Source organism: Sphingobium sp. B2 (assembly GCF_007693735.1).
Taxonomy (GTDB): domain Bacteria; phylum Pseudomonadota; class Alphaproteobacteria; order Sphingomonadales; family Sphingomonadaceae; genus Sphingobium; species Sphingobium xenophagum.
The window spans coordinates 56,218-70,899 of the sequence record NZ_VDBZ01000002.1 but is presented as its reverse complement, the minus strand read 5'-3'; the positions used below and the strand labels follow the sequence as shown (position 1 = coordinate 70,899).

General features: G+C 59.5%; 14 protein-coding genes. 8 read left to right on the top strand and 6 right to left on the bottom strand.

Features of this window, described 5'->3' with window-relative positions:
• The first annotated feature begins 359 nt into the window (after nucleotides 1-359).
• The 5 genes from FE851_RS16150 to FE851_RS16130 all read left to right on the top strand — a co-directional run bounded on the left by FE851_RS16150 (nucleotide 360) and on the right by FE851_RS16130 (nucleotide 5,338).
• The gene (locus FE851_RS16150; protein ID WP_145205587.1) at nucleotides 360-1,475 is read left to right on the top strand and encodes an FAD-dependent oxidoreductase; all 1,116 of its coding nucleotides are present in this window, start codon (nucleotides 360-362) and stop codon (nucleotides 1,473-1,475) included.
• Between the two features lie 14 nt (nucleotides 1,476-1,489).
• The gene (locus FE851_RS16145) at nucleotides 1,490-2,392 is read left to right on the top strand and encodes a VOC family protein (RefSeq protein WP_145204662.1); all 903 of its coding nucleotides are present in this window, start codon (nucleotides 1,490-1,492) and stop codon (nucleotides 2,390-2,392) included.
• 3 nt (nucleotides 2,393-2,395) lie between these two features.
• Nucleotides 2,396-3,553 (top strand): alpha/beta hydrolase family protein, encoded by a 1,158-nt coding sequence (locus tag FE851_RS16140; RefSeq protein WP_145204659.1) that lies wholly within the window; start codon nucleotides 2,396-2,398, stop codon nucleotides 3,551-3,553.
• A gap of 140 nt (nucleotides 3,554-3,693) precedes the next feature.
• Nucleotides 3,694-4,263, top strand: a complete 570-nt coding sequence (locus FE851_RS16135) for a cupin domain-containing protein (RefSeq protein WP_145204657.1) — start codon at nucleotides 3,694-3,696, stop codon at nucleotides 4,261-4,263.
• A gap of 109 nt (nucleotides 4,264-4,372) precedes the next feature.
• Nucleotides 4,373-5,338 (top strand): fumarylacetoacetate hydrolase family protein, encoded by a 966-nt coding sequence (locus FE851_RS16130; RefSeq protein ID WP_145204654.1) that lies wholly within the window; start codon nucleotides 4,373-4,375, stop codon nucleotides 5,336-5,338.
• Nucleotides 5,339-5,612: 274 nt separating this feature from the next.
• Here FE851_RS16130 and FE851_RS16125 read toward each other — a convergent pair whose 3' ends face one another.
• A complete protein-coding gene (locus tag FE851_RS16125) occupies nucleotides 5,613-6,506 on the bottom strand; it encodes a sugar kinase (protein ID WP_145204651.1) in 894 nt (297 codons plus the stop codon).
• A 31-nt stretch (nucleotides 6,507-6,537) separates the two neighbouring features.
• Nucleotides 6,538-7,746 carry a D-mannonate dehydratase ManD gene (gene manD, locus FE851_RS16120; RefSeq protein WP_107125709.1) on the bottom strand — a complete coding sequence of 403 codons (1,209 nt, stop codon included), beginning with the start codon at nucleotides 7,744-7,746 and terminating at the stop codon, nucleotides 6,538-6,540.
• Nucleotides 7,747-7,894: 148 nt separating this feature from the next.
• Here manD and uxaC point away from each other — a divergent pair, with 148 nt between their 5' ends.
• From uxaC to FE851_RS16105, 3 genes are read left to right on the top strand one after another with little or no spacing between them, the layout of a single operon-like run.
• Complete coding sequence (gene uxaC / locus FE851_RS16115) at nucleotides 7,895-9,310, top strand: glucuronate isomerase (protein ID WP_145204648.1); 1,416 nt, start codon at nucleotides 7,895-7,897, stop codon at nucleotides 9,308-9,310.
• 11 nt (nucleotides 9,311-9,321) lie between these two features.
• On the top strand, nucleotides 9,322-10,746 hold the full coding sequence (locus tag FE851_RS16110) for a mannitol dehydrogenase family protein (protein WP_145204645.1): 1,425 nt from the start codon (nucleotides 9,322-9,324) through the stop codon (nucleotides 10,744-10,746).
• Between the two features lie 51 nt (nucleotides 10,747-10,797).
• A complete protein-coding gene (locus FE851_RS16105; protein WP_145204642.1) occupies nucleotides 10,798-11,538 on the top strand; it encodes a FadR/GntR family transcriptional regulator in 741 nt (246 codons plus the stop codon).
• Between the two features lie 207 nt (nucleotides 11,539-11,745).
• Here FE851_RS16105 and FE851_RS16100 read toward each other — a convergent pair whose 3' ends face one another.
• The 4 genes from FE851_RS16100 to tnpA all read right to left on the bottom strand — a co-directional run bounded on the left by FE851_RS16100 (nucleotide 11,746) and on the right by tnpA (nucleotide 14,449).
• Nucleotides 11,746-11,967 carry a hypothetical protein gene (locus FE851_RS16100; RefSeq protein WP_145204639.1) on the bottom strand — a complete coding sequence of 74 codons (222 nt, stop codon included), beginning with the start codon at nucleotides 11,965-11,967 and terminating at the stop codon, nucleotides 11,746-11,748.
• A gap of 62 nt (nucleotides 11,968-12,029) precedes the next feature.
• Nucleotides 12,030-13,694 carry an IS66 family transposase gene (tnpC, locus tag FE851_RS16095; RefSeq protein ID WP_145204637.1) on the bottom strand — a complete coding sequence of 555 codons (1,665 nt, stop codon included), beginning with the start codon at nucleotides 13,692-13,694 and terminating at the stop codon, nucleotides 12,030-12,032.
• A gap of 60 nt (nucleotides 13,695-13,754) precedes the next feature.
• The gene (gene tnpB / locus FE851_RS16090) at nucleotides 13,755-14,096 is read right to left on the bottom strand and encodes an IS66 family insertion sequence element accessory protein TnpB (RefSeq protein WP_145204634.1); all 342 of its coding nucleotides are present in this window, start codon (nucleotides 14,094-14,096) and stop codon (nucleotides 13,755-13,757) included.
• A complete protein-coding gene (gene tnpA / locus FE851_RS16085; protein ID WP_145204632.1) occupies nucleotides 14,093-14,449 on the bottom strand; it encodes an IS66-like element accessory protein TnpA in 357 nt (118 codons plus the stop codon). The genes tnpB and tnpA overlap by 4 nt, the downstream gene beginning before the upstream one ends.
• Between the last annotated feature and the right edge of the window lie 233 nt (nucleotides 14,450-14,682).

The following is a 14,682-nucleotide window of genomic DNA, read 5'->3' as shown; positions in this document are numbered from 1 at the left end:
TGCTGTGCGACGATGCCGGGGGCCACGCCCATGCCTTTCAAGGTGCCGTTCGCAAATGTGCTCGCCAGGTCTCGCCGTCCAAATCGGGCTATGGTGGAAAGCCGGCTCTCTGCCGATGCGATTGTCTCTAGGCAACCAACGACCCGATTGGTCATCGCGCAGATGGCACATTGTTCGACCTCGCAAACGGGCTTGGACGCGATGTTTCGATTCCGCCCGGCCAATGTCCCGCGTGCCAAGGACGCAAAAATGCAGATGTGCGAGCCAGACATCGGCTCCGCTTTCGACAGCCCCGCAATGATTGCAGTCAACCAGGGTCAAGACTGTTTCCGTCCACATTCAGGAAAGCCGAAGAACGCATGAAAAAAGCAAATATCCTGATCATCGGCGGTGGTATTGGCGGTCTAACCTCCGCCATTGCCCTACGTCGCCATGAGTTTGACGTGACCGTCATTGAACGCGACCCAAGCTGGTCGGTCTATGGCGTCGGGATCATCCAACAGTCGAATGTCCTGCGCGCCATGCATCATCTTCAACTGTTGGATGAATATGTTGCGGCGGGCGCCGGCTTCGATACGGTCGAGGTGTTCACGCCGGAGGGTGTCAAGGTAGCCCGCATTCCCTCTCCCAAGCTGGTGGACGGCTATCCTGCCAATATGGGCGTCGGGCGCCCCGCATTGCACAAGATGCTGGGCGATCGCACCATCACATCGGGCGCACAGGTGCGCCTTGGGATCACCGCTGTATCGATCGAAGATCGGGACGATTGCGTGCACGTCGCATTTTCTGATGGTTCGAGCGGGGATTATGACATCGTGATCGGCGCGGACGGTGTTTATTCACAAATACGGACAGAGTTTTTCCGCGACGCGCCAAAGCCTGAATTCACCGGGCAAGCAGTGTGGCGCTACAACCTGCCGCGTCCAGACGGGCTCGATTCCCTTCAGGCATATAATGGCGCAACGGGCGTCGGCCTGGTCCCGATTTCCGGGGATCTCATGTATATTTTCGTGACCACGCCAGAGCCGGACAATCCTTGGTACCCGAAAGAAGGAATGGCCGCGCGGATGCGGGGGAAAATGGCGGATTGTTCGCCGGCCATTCGCGCCCTTGCCGAACACATCACCGATGATGCTGGCGTGGTTTACCGTCCGCTCGAAACCCTCATGATGCATGGACCCTGGCACAATGGCAGGGTGGTTCTGTTGGGTGACGCGATCCACGCGACCACGCCGCACCTGGGACAGGGTGCGGGCATGGCGATCGAGGACAGCATCGTGCTGGCCGAGGAACTGGCAAGGGCCGACACGCCCGAAGCCGCCTTTCTTGCCTACCGTGAGCGCCGTTACGACCGCTGCCGTTATATCGTCGAGCAATCGCTCGCCATCTGCATGGGCCAGCTTGGTAAAGGGCCGGCCGTCGACAATCACAAAGCTACCGCGGACATGTTCGCGATGGTGTCCCAACCGATCTGAAGGAAGCGATAGCTATGAGTCGTGTTACGGAAATTCGCTATGTGGGCTACGCGCTGCCCGATCTTGAAAATGAACGGTCCTTTTACGCCGACCAGTGGAAGCTGGTGGAAGTCGGCGAGCAGGACGGAATGATCTATTTTACGGCCGATGGCGGCGCGGAAGGCTATGTCGTTCGCCTGCGACAGGCAGAAGATCAGCGGATCGACGTGATCGCGTTGGCGGCAGACACGCGCGCCGATGTCGATGCGCTGCATGCCAATGTTGTGGCGTCCGGTTGTCGGATCATCTTTGCGCCAAAGGATCTCGACACGTTGGGCGGCGGTTACGGCTTCCGTTTCTTCTCGCCCGACGGCCTCCCTTTCGAGGTTTCGAGCGACGTCCATGTCCGCACTCCCCGCACGCTTGACCGGTGGGAAGGCATCCCCCAGAAAATCAGCCACATCGTACTCCATTCGCCCGATCACAAAAAGCTGGTTGAATGGTTCTGCGACGTTCTGGGCTTCAAGCTGTCGGACTGGCTGGGTGATTTCATGGCCTTTTTGCGCTGTAATTCAGCCCATCATCGCATTGCCATCCTTCCCGGACCGCCCTGCCTCAACCATGTCGCCTACGACATGCTTTCGGTCGATGACATGATGGTGGGCATTAATCGCCTGCGCCAGAAAGGCACGGACATCCGTTGGGGGCCTGGACGTCATACTGCGGGCAACAACACTTTCAGCTATTTCACGACGCCTGCGGGCTTTGCCGTCGAATATACGTCTGAACTGGAAGATGTCGACTTTGAAGCCCATGAGGCGAAGGTCCATATTCCGGGGCCGAAGGTTATGGACCAATGGGGCATAGGCGTTGGCGGCCCTCAGACCATGCCGCATCCGGAGGCGGACAAGGGCCTGTTCGTGGCGGTGGAGGTCTGATCCATGGCGCTGTTCGAATATTTCCCAAACTATATCTGGAACCTCTCCGTTGCCATCGCCCTCGAAAGCGGTGGGCGCATTGGCGAGATCGTCGACATGTGCCAACCGATACGGGATGCTGCCGCCAATGGCGGAGACGCAGGTACGCCGCAGTTCATGCAGGCATGGTCGCGCATGGGCGACAGCCTGCTGGAACTCGCGGCCGAAGACGAGGCGAAGGGGCGCGCTTTTTCCGCCTCGAACAAGCTGGAGCGCGCGTCGCTTTATCTGTTCGTTGCCGAACGGATGCAGGGTCATGGAGCGCCGGGTCGTAAGGAGACCTACGCAAAGGCACGAGAGGCTTTTGACCGATCCACAGCGCTTGGCAAACTCAACCGTGAACGGGTCGAAATCCCACTTGAAACCGGCACCATGCCCGCACTCTTCACCCGCGCGCCCGGCGCAGGCAAGAAGCCGGTAGTCGTATTCTGCAACGGGCTCGATAGCTGCAAGGAATTGCTGTACTGGACCAATTTGCCAGTCGAACTGGCGCGACGGGGCATATCTACCCTCTGCGTCGATCAGCCAGGATCGGGCGAAACGTTGCGGCTACAGGGCTTGCCCGTCGATCCCCACAGCGAAAGCTGGGCAAGCAAGGCAGTGGACTGGCTGGAACAACAAAGCGACGTCGATCCTAAGGCCATCGGGATGACCGGCATATCGCTGGGGGGGCATTTTGCGCCCAGAGCGGTCGCTTATGAACCACGCTTCGCCAGTGGCGCCGTCTGGGGCGCGAACCACAACTGGCGGGAGGTGCAGGACAAGCGGATGGCGCGCGAAGGCGAGAATCCGGTTCCGCATTATTGGGCGCATGTTCACTGGGCCTTCGGCGCGAAGGATCAGGACGACTTCCTTGCCAAGTCCGAAACGATGAACCTGAACGGCCACATGGACCGGGTCAAGGTACCTTTCCTCGTCACCCACGGCGCCAACGATCGTCAGATCAGCGTTGCCTACGCCGACGATCTGTACGATCAGCTCGTAAATTCTCCCCGGCGAGAGAAAATGATCTTCACCGCGCGTGAGGGTGGGGTCGAACATGTCGGTGCGGATAATATGTCCTATGGCCGCGATCTTCTCGCCGACTGGTTCGCCCAGACGCTAGGGGGCAATAGCGGATAAGCTGACGGCCAGGCCCGACGAGCGCCCCCTGCGTTCGCGCATAAAAAGGCGCTGGTGCGCAATCCGCGCATGGACGGGAAACGTCACCCTATGGATGCAGCATCGCCTGTTCCACCCGATTGTCACAAAGGATTGAAGCCATGGAATATTCACCCGTTCGCCGCGTGGTCACCGGCCATGATGCAGATGGCCGCGCGATCATTCAGGAGGATGGCCCGGTCTCTCGCGTCCAGCGCGTTGGTGGTGAGATCGGTCCGATCTTCCACGAAGTTTGGAACACGACACAGACCCCTGCCCTCATCGATGCAGCATCGGGTGAGCCTGATGAAAGTGGCATCACGCTAGCACCGCCAAAAGGTGGTACGCGCATCCGGATCCTCGACATTCCGCCAGAAGGCGACGGCATCCGCGAGATGACAGCAGAAGAAGCCAAGGCTCATTTTGCCGAAGTCGGTGCAGGCAGCGCTTCAGCACATGGGGGGCAGAACTCACGCCATGCCCTGATGCACCGTACCGAAACGATCGACTATGGCATCGTGCTGGACGGCGAACTGGTGCTCATCATGGATGAAGGCGAAACCACGGTTCGTGCCGGCGACATCGTCATACAACGCGGCACGAACCACGGCTGGTCAAACCGCTCCGATCGCAACTGTCGCATCGCTTTCATTCTGATCGATGGGGCATTCGAACCTGATCTGAAGCGCTGAAAAGTTAAACAGCGCCATCACTCAGGTCGAAATTCGTCACGCCTAGGATGATGGTTACCCCCGATAGCGTCCAGCATCAGCTATAAACGACAAGTCGAAAGGATTGACCATGCGTTTTGCGACGCGCGACAATGGAACCGCGGATGGCGAACTGCTGCTCGTCGCTGACGATGGACTATATGGTCTGCCGATGGGCAGCAGCTTCCCTAACCTGCTGCATTCGATAGCCAATTGGGATGCTCTAAAGCAACACGCATCGACTGTCGCGGCGAGCATAGCGCGTGGCGACGGTTTCGCGATAGATCCAACATCCCTTATCGCCCCCTTGCCCCGCACTTGGCAGTGGCTTGATGGGTCCGCCTTTCCCAACCACGGCACGTTAATGGAAACGGCGTTCAAACACCCACCGATCGAAACTGACAAGCCACTCATGTACCAGGGGCTTAGTCATCAATTCCTGTCGGGGCTGGAAGATGTGATCTTGCCCAGCGAAGACGATTTCATTGATTTCGAGGGCGAATTTGCGGTTGTCACGGATGATGTTCCGATGGGTTGCCCAGCGAATGAAGCCATGCAGCATATACGGCTCATCCTGCTCCTCAACGACTGGTCACTGCGTGCCGTCGCTCCGGCCGAAATGAAGACCGGATTTGGCTGGATTCAAGCAAAGCCGGCATGCAGCGTCGCGCCGTTTGCCATAACCCCAGACGCACTTGGAGATAGATGGATTAACGGGCGCGTCTGCTTGCCGCTTCGGGTGGAGGTGAATGGGCAATGGTTTGGCCATCCGTCGGGCGAAGCAATGGCTTACGGCTTCCACGACCTTATCGCGCATGCCGCGAGAACCCGCTCCTTGTGCGCAGGCACTATCATCGGATCGGGCACTGTTTCCAACACCGACTATGAATCGGTAGGATCGACCTGCATTTCGGAACGCCGTGCAATCGAAATGATACAGGACGGCCAGCCGAAAACATCTTTCCTTCACTTCGGCGACCGCGTCAGAATGACGGCAGGGCATGGCGGTGCATTATTCGGTGAAATCGATCAACGCGTCGCCCCACTCTCTCAATAATAGATGGCGCCCCGATCTCCTGACCCACAAAGGGCAATGTCCTGGCCATTCCTGCCGTCACGCCTTGAAATTGGGAGCGCTTGGGCTTGGCAGGGCGGCGGCATGCAAGAGCATGCTGCGCGAGCACAAAGATAGTTTCGCCGCTGTCAGGTCAATATTGACCACGCAGGCGTGCGTAGCTGCAAATAAGGGTGATGCGATATTCATGACCCACCAACCAGCGCTGGCTCAATGTCCTGAATATTCGAAATCGGGTCAATGTGACAAGGCCACCTCAGTGACGTAAAGCTGCATAGGGATTGGCCAACGGGGATCGGGGTCGAGGTGGGATCGCGCCGCGTTGCATCACGCACCAACCTGCAAGCTGATGTCCCCGCAGCGTGGCCACTTCCACGGACGCACCGCTTAGTCGGGCGGCGAGGTAGCCCGCGTTGAACGCATCACCAGCGCCAGAAGTATCAACCGCCTCCAATCGTTGAGGTGGAGCGATGACAGGTCCCCCGCCGAGGGACGCGCCCTGAACGCCCATCTTGACGATCACTTCCACACATCCCAGCCCTCGCCAATGTTCGGCGATGGCAGATGCGCTGGCTAGACCAGACAAGGCCTCCTCATCCTCCTGCGTTGGCAACCCGACCGACGCCACCTCTATCGCCCTGTTCCGCCAAAACTGCGCCGTTCCCCGGTCTGGCCATAGTTGTGGACGATAATTGCCATCGAAGGCCACCATGCCACCCGCGTCGCGGACGCCCCGCGCCATCTCCAACACCATATTGCGGCCCCGATCATCCAGGATGGCAAGGCTAATCAGGGAGAACCCAAACAAGCGCGACTTGGCAACCGTCTCGCAAGCGGCGGCAGTTCCGGGACAGTCAAACATCTCCCGCGCCGCGCTCTCTCCCCGCCAATAGGTGAAGCTACGCTCACCACGTGCATCGCAAGAAATGGCATAAAGGCCGCCTATTCGCGCAGGGTGCGTCAGGACCAGACTAGTGTCCAGCCCTTCCGCCTGCCATTTCCGGGTTGCTTGCTTGCTGAACTCGTCACCCCCCATCGCCGTGAAATAGCCTATATCTATCCCCGCACGTGCCAAGTGGACAGCCGTGTTCAGCGTGTCGCCTCCATATCCAAGCGTCCAGCTTTCCCCATTCTGCGAAAGCTCCAGCATCGCTTCACCCAGGAAGATTGCGCCAGGCAACTCACCAGCTCCACATTGTGCCATCTTCCAACCGGGCTATCGGCAGATAAGCGGGCTTGTAAGGATATTTGGCCGCCAGTTCCTCGTCGATGTCGACGCCATGACCGGGCGTTTCACCACAGAACAACGCGCCATCGGCAAAATGATAGTCATGAGGGAACACGGCGTCGGTTTCCTCGGTATGCCGCATATATTCCTGAATGCCGAAATTGGGTACCCAGGTATCGAAATGCAGCGCGGTCCCCATAGTGACCGGCGACAGATCCGTCGCGCCATGGCTGCCGGTGCGCACCTGATAAAGGCTTGCCAGATCGGCGATCCGGCGCAGATGCGTGACGCCCCCCGCACTGACGATCGTACAGCGGATATAGTCGATCAACTGATTCTGGATCAGATCCTTGGCGTCCCAAATGGTGTTGAAGATTTCTCCGACTGCAAGTGGCGTGACTGTATGCTGGCGGACAAGCTTGAACGCCTCCTGGTTTTCGGCGGGTGTCACATCCTCCAGCCAGAACAGTTGATAGGGTTCTAGCATCTTGCCCAGATTGGCTGCTTCCTGTGGCGTATAGCGATGATGTCCATCGTGCAGGAGATGGTGATCGAAGCCATAGGTCGCGCGCAGCGTCTCGAACAGCTTGGGCACATAGTTGAGCGCCTTGCGCGTGTCCCATCCCGTGACCGACGGCAAGGACGCATCGGCTGGTTCGTAATAGAGTTTTCCACGACCTACGCCATAGGCGTCCTTAATGCCCGGAACACCTGTCTGCGCGCGGATCGCCTTATATCCCAGATCGATATATTGACCAACTGCATCCACGGTTTCAGCGATGTCGCTGCCATTGGCATGACCATACACCATCACACCATCCCGGCTGCGACCACCAAGGATCTGGTAGAGCGGCATGTTTGCCATCTTCGCCTTGATATCCCACAGGGCGACATCAACGGCTGCGATAGCCCGCATTGTAACAGGCCCGCGCCGCCAATAGGCACCACGATACAGATATTGCCAGATATCTTCGATACGCCGTGGGTCCATACCGATCAGGCACGGCACGACATGGTCCTCCAAATACGCGACAACTGCCTTTTCCCGACCGTTCATTGTCGCGTCGCCAATGCCATAGACGCCTTGGTCGGTCATGATTTTCAGCGTGACAAAATTGCGCCCTGGGCAGGTCACGATGACCTTGGCCGATACGATCTTCATGCGAGCCCTCCTTAAAATCGGCGTAAACGCCGCTCACCCCAGCCTGATATTGGTTTTACCTTTTTTTCACAAGAGATCATATGTCTTGCAGGCAGCTCATGATCCATTATGAGATTGGGATAGTTCATCAGTATGGGACCGGACTCAGATGGCAAACATTCTCGATCTACATCCCGACCGCCTTCTTCCGGCGGAACCGGCCACCCGTCTGATCGCTCGGCAGCTTTACGACAGTGTCGCGTCGCTGCCGATTGTCAGCCCGCATGGCCATACCGATCCGGCCTGGTTCGCGAAGAATGAGGCGTTCGGGGACGCGACCGATCTGCTGCTGAAGCCCGATCACTATATTTTCCGGATGCTTTATTCACAGGGTATTCCGCTGGAAGCATTGGGGATCGGCGACTCTCTCGCCGATCCGCGCGAAGCTTGGCGGCTATTTGCCAGCCATTATCACCTTTTTAGAGGCACACCGTCGCGCATGTGGTTGGACTGGGTCTTCGCGGCAGTGTTCGGCATGAAGGTCCAGTTCGGGGCAGCCACCAGCGACCTTTATTATGACAGCATCACAGAAAGTCTTGCGTCCGAAGCCTTTCGCCCACGGGCCTTATTCGATCGTTTCGGGATCGAAGTCATCGCGACGACCGAAGGTCCGCTCGATACTCTGGATCATCATGCCGCCATCCGCGCGGAGAATCGGAAAGCGGGCGGCTGGCAGGGCAAAGTGATCACGGCATATCGTCCCGACGCCGTCATCGACCCTGAGTTTGAAGGCTTTACTGCAAATCTCGGCAGGCTATCGGATTTAACAGGGGAAGATTGCTTCACCTGGAGCGGCTATCTCGCCGCGCATCGGCAGCGCCGCGCCGTCTTCGCCGAGATGGGGGCGACATCAAGCGATCATGGGCATGCGACCCCCCGGACGGCGAACCTGCGGCCCGATGAGGCTGCCTCCCTGTTCGCCAAGATTGTCAGCGGAATGTTTGATATGCACGACGCCGAACTGTTCCGCGCGCAGATGTTGACCGAAATGGCTGGGATGAGCGTGGATGACGGCCTGGTCATGCAAATCCATCCCGGCTCCTTCCGCAATCATAATGCCAGCCTGTTCGCGCGCTTCGGGCGCGACAAGGGTGCCGACATACCAATGCGTACGGAATTCGTCGCCAACTTGAAGCCCCTGCTCGACCGGTTTGGTAACGACCCGCGCCTGTCGATCATCTTGTTCACCTTGGACGAGAGCGTCTATGCGCGCGAGCTTGCGCCATTGGCCGGCCATTACCCCTGCCTGAAGCTCGGGCCGGCCTGGTGGTTTCATGACAGCCCCGAAGGCATGCGACGCTTCCGGCATATGACGACTGAGACAGCGGGCTTTTACAACACGGTCGGTTTCAACGACGACACGCGTGCCTTTCTGTCCATTCCAGCACGCCATGATGTCGCGCGCCGGATCGACTGCGGTTTTCTGGCCCAGCTGGTTGTTGAGCATCGTCTGGCCGACTGGGAGGCGGCGGAACTCGCGCGCGATCTGACCTATAATCTTGTTAAGACGGCGTATCGGCTGTGATGGGTGACGAAATGTCGGGAACGCGCCTGAATGCCGAAAGGCTGCGCGCCATTGCTGATGGACAGGCACCATTCTCCTATGACCGAGATGCGCAGAAGACAGGCATCGTGCATTTCGGCATTGGCGCTTTCCATCGGGCACATCAGGCATGGTACACCCATAGGGCGATGATGGCCGGCGACCGGGACTGGATGATCATTGGCGTTTCCATGCGCTCGCCTACTATCCGCGATCAGCTTAATCCGCAGGATGGTCTCTATACCCTGACCACCTCCTCCGCCCAGGGTCGCGCAACGGAAGTCATCGCATCGGTGCGCCAGGTTCTGGTCGCATCGCAAGATGCACCGGCTATCATGGCGACAATTGCCAGCGCGGACGTGCATGTGATCAGCTTCACTGTCACGGAAAAAGGCTATTGCCGCGCACCGGACGGCGGCATCGACAGGGAAGCGGCCGATGACGGCAGCATCTACCCTCTGCTGCTTAAAGGGCTGCGAAAGCGCATGGTCGAAGGCTTGCCGGGCGTCACTCTTCTGTCTTGCGACAATCTGGCCAACAATGGCCGACAGCTCAAGACATTGCTCCTTGCCTATGCAAAAGATCTGGATACGGACGTCGGTGCCTGGATTGAGGCAGAATGTCGCTTCCCTTGCTCCATGGTGGACCGCATCGTGCCTGCGCCATCCAGTGACGATCGCGACTTCGCAAGCACCGCCATAGGCGCCGACGATCGCGGCGCAATCGTCACCGAGCCTTTCAGTCAATGGGTCATCGAGGATGATTTTGCCGGCTCCCGGCCAGCCTGGGATCTCGTCGGCGCCAGTATCGTCACCGACGTTGCCCCCTATGAAACCGCGAAGCTGCGCATGTTGAACGGCGCACATTCCGCGCTTGCATATCTTGGACTGTTGCGTGACCACAGCTTCGTGCGCGAAGCGGTGATGGATCCAATCGTTCGCCCCATCGTGACCGCGCTTATGCGGGACGAAGCACTGCCCACCATAAAGCCGGCGCCAGAGCAGGATCTTTCCGCTTATGCCGACCAATTGCTTGATCGGTTTGCCAATCCGACTGTCGACCACAAACTGATCCAGATTGCGATGGACGGCAGCCAGAAAGTCCCGCAACGCTGGCTTGAGACCTTGGCCGAGCGCCAATGCGCGGGACAGCAAAGCCCAGCGATCCTGGCCGCCATCGCTGCTTGGCGCCGCCACTTACGCGGTGACAATGTCGACCGGTGGGGGCAGATCGAAGATCCGATGGCCGATATATTGAGCGCTTTCGCGCGCCGCGACGACGAAGGCTTCGCCCATGCCATTCTCGGCCCAGACGGCATCTTCGCTCCTCATTGCGTCGCGAATGCCCTTACCATGGAGCACCTTGTCCAGGCCTTGGGCAATAGGATGGCGGGCGATTCGACCGCTGATGACGCTTGAGATTGGTAAGGCAACTTGCGGCAGCAAAAAAGCTGTGACATGGTCAAACCCATGCAACCCAAGCTGAAGCTGTATCAAAATGTCGCCCGGAAGATTGAGCAGGGCATCAAGGATGGTGCCTATCCCCTGGGCGCACGCCTCCCACCTGAACGAGATCTGGCTGACAAATTTGGTGTCAGCCGACCGACGGTGAGGGAAGCAATCATTGCCCTCGAGATCCGCAATCTCGTGGAGGTCAAACATGGGTCTGGCGTATATGTTGTCCACCTGCCGGCGATGGAGGAAAATCTTGCCGAGCTGGACGTCGGCGCGTTTGAGCTGATCGAAGCCCGTATGATGTTCGAGGGGGAGGCCGCGGCACTAGCCGCGCTGGCCATGACGGACGACGAATTGCGCGAATTGGGCGATATTCTGGTAAAGATGGAGGACGTTGACCCTGCGTCGGCAGAAGAACTATCCTTCGACCGCAAGTTCCATTTGTCGATTGCAAGAGGAACCAAGAACAGTCTTATCGAACAGACAATCGAAACATTATGGGATGTTCGAGAAACTTCGCCCCTTTGCAAGCATATGTTTCACCAGGCACGAAGCAGTGGCATTAATCCTCGGCCTTCAGAACACAGGAGGATTTTGGACGCACTGTCAACTCGCGACCCTGCTGCATCACGCAGCGCGATGCGCGATCACCTTCGCCGTGTGTCTGAAGATTTGCTCGTTGTCACCGAACTCGAATTGATCGAAAAAGCAAAGAAAGAGATAGGCGACAAGCGCCGGCGGCTTGTTGGCAAATAATGCATGCCCTCGACTGATTGCATCGACCTTGTCAGGTGGGATTGATGTCCAAGACGCTATCAAAACAAAATCAAACGGATAGAGGGCTGATTGCCCGATACGCCGGTATGCCTCCACCGGCACTCTCCTGGCCAAGCCCGGTCGCAGCCTTTGCGTGTCGTAGATGAGTGATCTACCGGCAAGGCCAGCTCAAGATCCGATCCGGCTTCACAGGAATGGATATAAGCGCACGCAAACTTCATCGATCGCCAGGCGTTCGATGAAGACGTTGACCATTACCGCCAGATTCTGGCGCCAACGCTGCGTCCCGGCGAACTCGTAACTCTCGACAATCCGCCTACGCACAAAACAATGGCCGACCGTGAAGGCATGAAGCGGCAGGCGCGCATATCTCGCTCCTGCCGCTATACAGGCGGGCTTCAACCCCATCGGAAACGCGGTCTCAAAGCTTGAGGTGTAAGCATACGCCGAGTACCGCGGCGCAGTTTGGATCAGGCGGCGAGCGCGACTTGGGCGGCCTTCCAATTCCACGGGAGCAGTTCGTCGAGGCGGCTGACGGGATGGTCGGCGATGCGGGCGAGGACGTAGGCGAGCCATGCCTGCGGATCGACGTTGTTGAGTCGACAGGTCAGGATCAGCGAATAGGCGACCGCCGCCCGCTGGCCACCGCGATCCGAGCCGCAAAACAGCCACGACTTGCGCCCGAGAGGCACGCAGCGCAGTGAACGCTCGGCGGCGTTGTTTGAGAGACAGACCTTGCCATCGCTGAGGAAGCGGGTGAACGCGTCCCAGCGGCGCAGCATATAGTTGATGGCCTTGGCGAGGTCGTGGTTGCGCGAGATCCGGGCCAGCTGCGCGTTCAGCCATTTGTGGAGCTCGGCCATCAACGGCGCGCTGAGTTCCTGACGGACGGCGAGGCGCTCGGCCGGGCTCTTGCCATTGATGTCGCGCTCGATCGCGAACAGGGCGTCGAGCTTCTGCACGGCCTCGAGCGCGATCGGATAGACGATCGGCGCCTTCTTGCCGCGGCTCTTCTTGCGTGCCGCGCCCTCGACGTCGGCGAGCTCGAAAAACTTCCTCCGCGCGTGCGCGAAGCATCCCGCCTCGAGGATCGGCCCGGGCTGCCGGTTGGGCGCATAGAGCTCATTGTAGCCGCTATAGGCGTCGGCTTGCAGAATCCCTGACCAGGCCGTGAGGTGGCGCCGTGGATGGTCGCCGCATCGGTCGCGGGAATAGTAGAAGACGACCGAGGGCGGATCATTGCCCCCGAAGGGTCGATCGTCATGCACATAGTTCCATAATCGACCGGTGACGGTCTTGCCCTTGGCCATGACCGGCACGGTGGTATCGTCGCCGTGCAGGCGCTCGGCGGCGAAGGTGTGGCCCTCCATCAGGTGGAAGACTGGCATGAGCGCCTGACAGGCCGCACCGATCTGGTCAGCCAGTGTTGACACGCTGAGCGGCACGCCTTCGCTGGCGAAGCGCTCGGCCTGGCGGTGGAGCGGCTGATGCTGGCCGTACTTGTCGAACAGCAGCATGGCGAGGAAGCTGGGGCCAGCCCATCCGCGCGGGGTGACGTGGAAGGGTGCGGGCGGCTGCGTGATCTTCTCGCAATCCCGGCAGGCGAACTTCTCACGCACCGTCTGGATGACCTTCCACGAACGCGGGATCACCTCGAGCGTCTCGGTTATATCTTCGCCGAGCTTCGACAGGCGCCCGCCCCCACAAGCCGGGCACGAGCACGGCGCGGGCACGACGACGCGCTCGCGCGGCAGGTGGTCGGGAAATGGCTTCCTGACCGGCTTCCTGCGCTGGAAAGCGGAAACGGTTGCCGTCATTGCCGCGGCGGCTTCGGCGGCGAGTTCGTCCTCGGCCGCGTCGGCTTCGAGGTCTTCGAGCCGGAGCTCAAACTGCGCGAGCAGCCGCTCCGTGCGTTCGGCACTGGGGCCGAACTGCTCACGCCTCAGCTTGGCGTTCTGCAGCTTGAGGTGTGCGATCAGCGCTTCGGTGGCGCTCGCGAGGGCGCGGGCGTTGGCCAGCTCGGCCTCGACGCTTGCGGCGCGTTGCTCAGCCTCGTCAGCCCTCAGAAGCGCCGTTGCGAGGAGCGCCTTGAGCGCATCGGCGTCGTCCGGAAAGGGCGAAACGGCGGCTTCCATGAACGAAGTGAATCATCCCCAGGCCCCGAGGGCAAGCCGAAAATGCGCGGTCTTGTGAAGTTATCCGGCACTCTGCGGACGCCAGCTATACTGCGGGTTGCGCCAGTCGATCCCGTCGAGCAGGCAGGCCAATTGCGAACTCGTCAGCGACACCACGCCGTCCTTCGCGGAGGGCCAGATGAACTTACCCTTCTCGAGCCGCCGTGTGTACAGCGACATGGCAATCCCATCATGCCAGATAATCTTTATCAGCGATCCGGAGCGGCCCCGGAAGACCCAGAGATCGCCGGCGAACGGGTCCCTGGTGAAGTGCTGCTGGACCATCGCCGCCAGGCTCTGCATCCCGCGCCGCATATCGGTATGGCCCATCGCGATCCACACCCGCGCACCCGACGGGATCATCGCACCGCCCTCAGCGCAGCCGCTGCCAACGCCGGCGGCGTCGATGCCGAAATGCGCATCCGCCGACCATCGGTCAGCTCCAGCACGATCGCCGCTTCCGGCTCGGTCGGTGCGGTGGGGACCACGGCCGGCTCCGGCGTATTGTCGATCACCGCCGGGACGAACGCCTCTTGCACCCGGCGCAGAGCCGCACGACGCCACTGATAGATCAGGCTACGAGAGACGTCGTACCGCCGCGCAACGTGCTGGACCTTGGCACCAGGCGAAAACGCCTCACGAAGAATCTCGAGCCGTTCCTCATCCGACCAATCCCGGCGGCGAGCAGCCCCCGTCAACACCGTCACCTGCGTCATGGCTGTCCTTAAGCGCGTCCTTATGTGCGACCTTAAGGACGTCCTGCGCACTCCTCTGCGCTTCGGCAAGCGGGTCAGGCCGGACGGTTACCTTGAGGTCATCCTGCGAAAAACAGTTTGCCAACCGTCACGGAACTTTGAAATGCGACACGCGATGCCTTGCCGCACTTCAGTGCGCAGACCACTTCGCTGCTGTCGGGTATGAACTAGTGGTCCGATTCTGACATTTGCTA

Bases quoted from the DNA above. Each gene is read 5' to 3' on its own strand.
- tnpB (WP_145204634.1), bottom strand. From the start codon at position 14,096: ATGATCCCGTCGGGTGCGCGGGTGTGGATCGCGATGGGCCATACCGAT.
- FE851_RS16110 (WP_145204645.1), top strand. From the start codon at position 9,322: ATGTCGGGAACGCGCCTGAATGCCGAAAGGCTGCGCGCCATTGCTGAT.
- uxaC (WP_145204648.1), top strand. From the start codon at position 7,895: ATGGCAAACATTCTCGATCTACATCCCGACCGCCTTCTTCCGGCGGAA.
- FE851_RS16105 (WP_145204642.1), top strand. From the start codon at position 10,798: ATGCAACCCAAGCTGAAGCTGTATCAAAATGTCGCCCGGAAGATTGAG.
- tnpC (WP_145204637.1), bottom strand. From the start codon at position 13,694: ATGGAAGCCGCCGTTTCGCCCTTTCCGGACGACGCCGATGCGCTCAAG.
- FE851_RS16125 (WP_145204651.1), bottom strand. From the start codon at position 6,506: ATGCTGGAGCTTTCGCAGAATGGGGAAAGCTGGACGCTTGGATATGGA.
- FE851_RS16130 (WP_145204654.1), top strand. From the start codon at position 4,373: ATGCGTTTTGCGACGCGCGACAATGGAACCGCGGATGGCGAACTGCTG.
- FE851_RS16135 (WP_145204657.1), top strand. From the start codon at position 3,694: ATGGAATATTCACCCGTTCGCCGCGTGGTCACCGGCCATGATGCAGAT.
- manD (WP_107125709.1), bottom strand. From the start codon at position 7,746: ATGAAGATCGTATCGGCCAAGGTCATCGTGACCTGCCCAGGGCGCAAT.
- FE851_RS16140 (WP_145204659.1), top strand. From the start codon at position 2,396: ATGGCGCTGTTCGAATATTTCCCAAACTATATCTGGAACCTCTCCGTT.
- tnpA (WP_145204632.1), bottom strand. From the start codon at position 14,449: ATGACGCAGGTGACGGTGTTGACGGGGGCTGCTCGCCGCCGGGATTGG.
- FE851_RS16100 (WP_145204639.1), bottom strand. From the start codon at position 11,967: ATGGGGTTGAAGCCCGCCTGTATAGCGGCAGGAGCGAGATATGCGCGC.
- FE851_RS16150 (WP_145205587.1), top strand. From the start codon at position 360: ATGAAAAAAGCAAATATCCTGATCATCGGCGGTGGTATTGGCGGTCTA.
- FE851_RS16145 (WP_145204662.1), top strand. From the start codon at position 1,490: ATGAGTCGTGTTACGGAAATTCGCTATGTGGGCTACGCGCTGCCCGAT.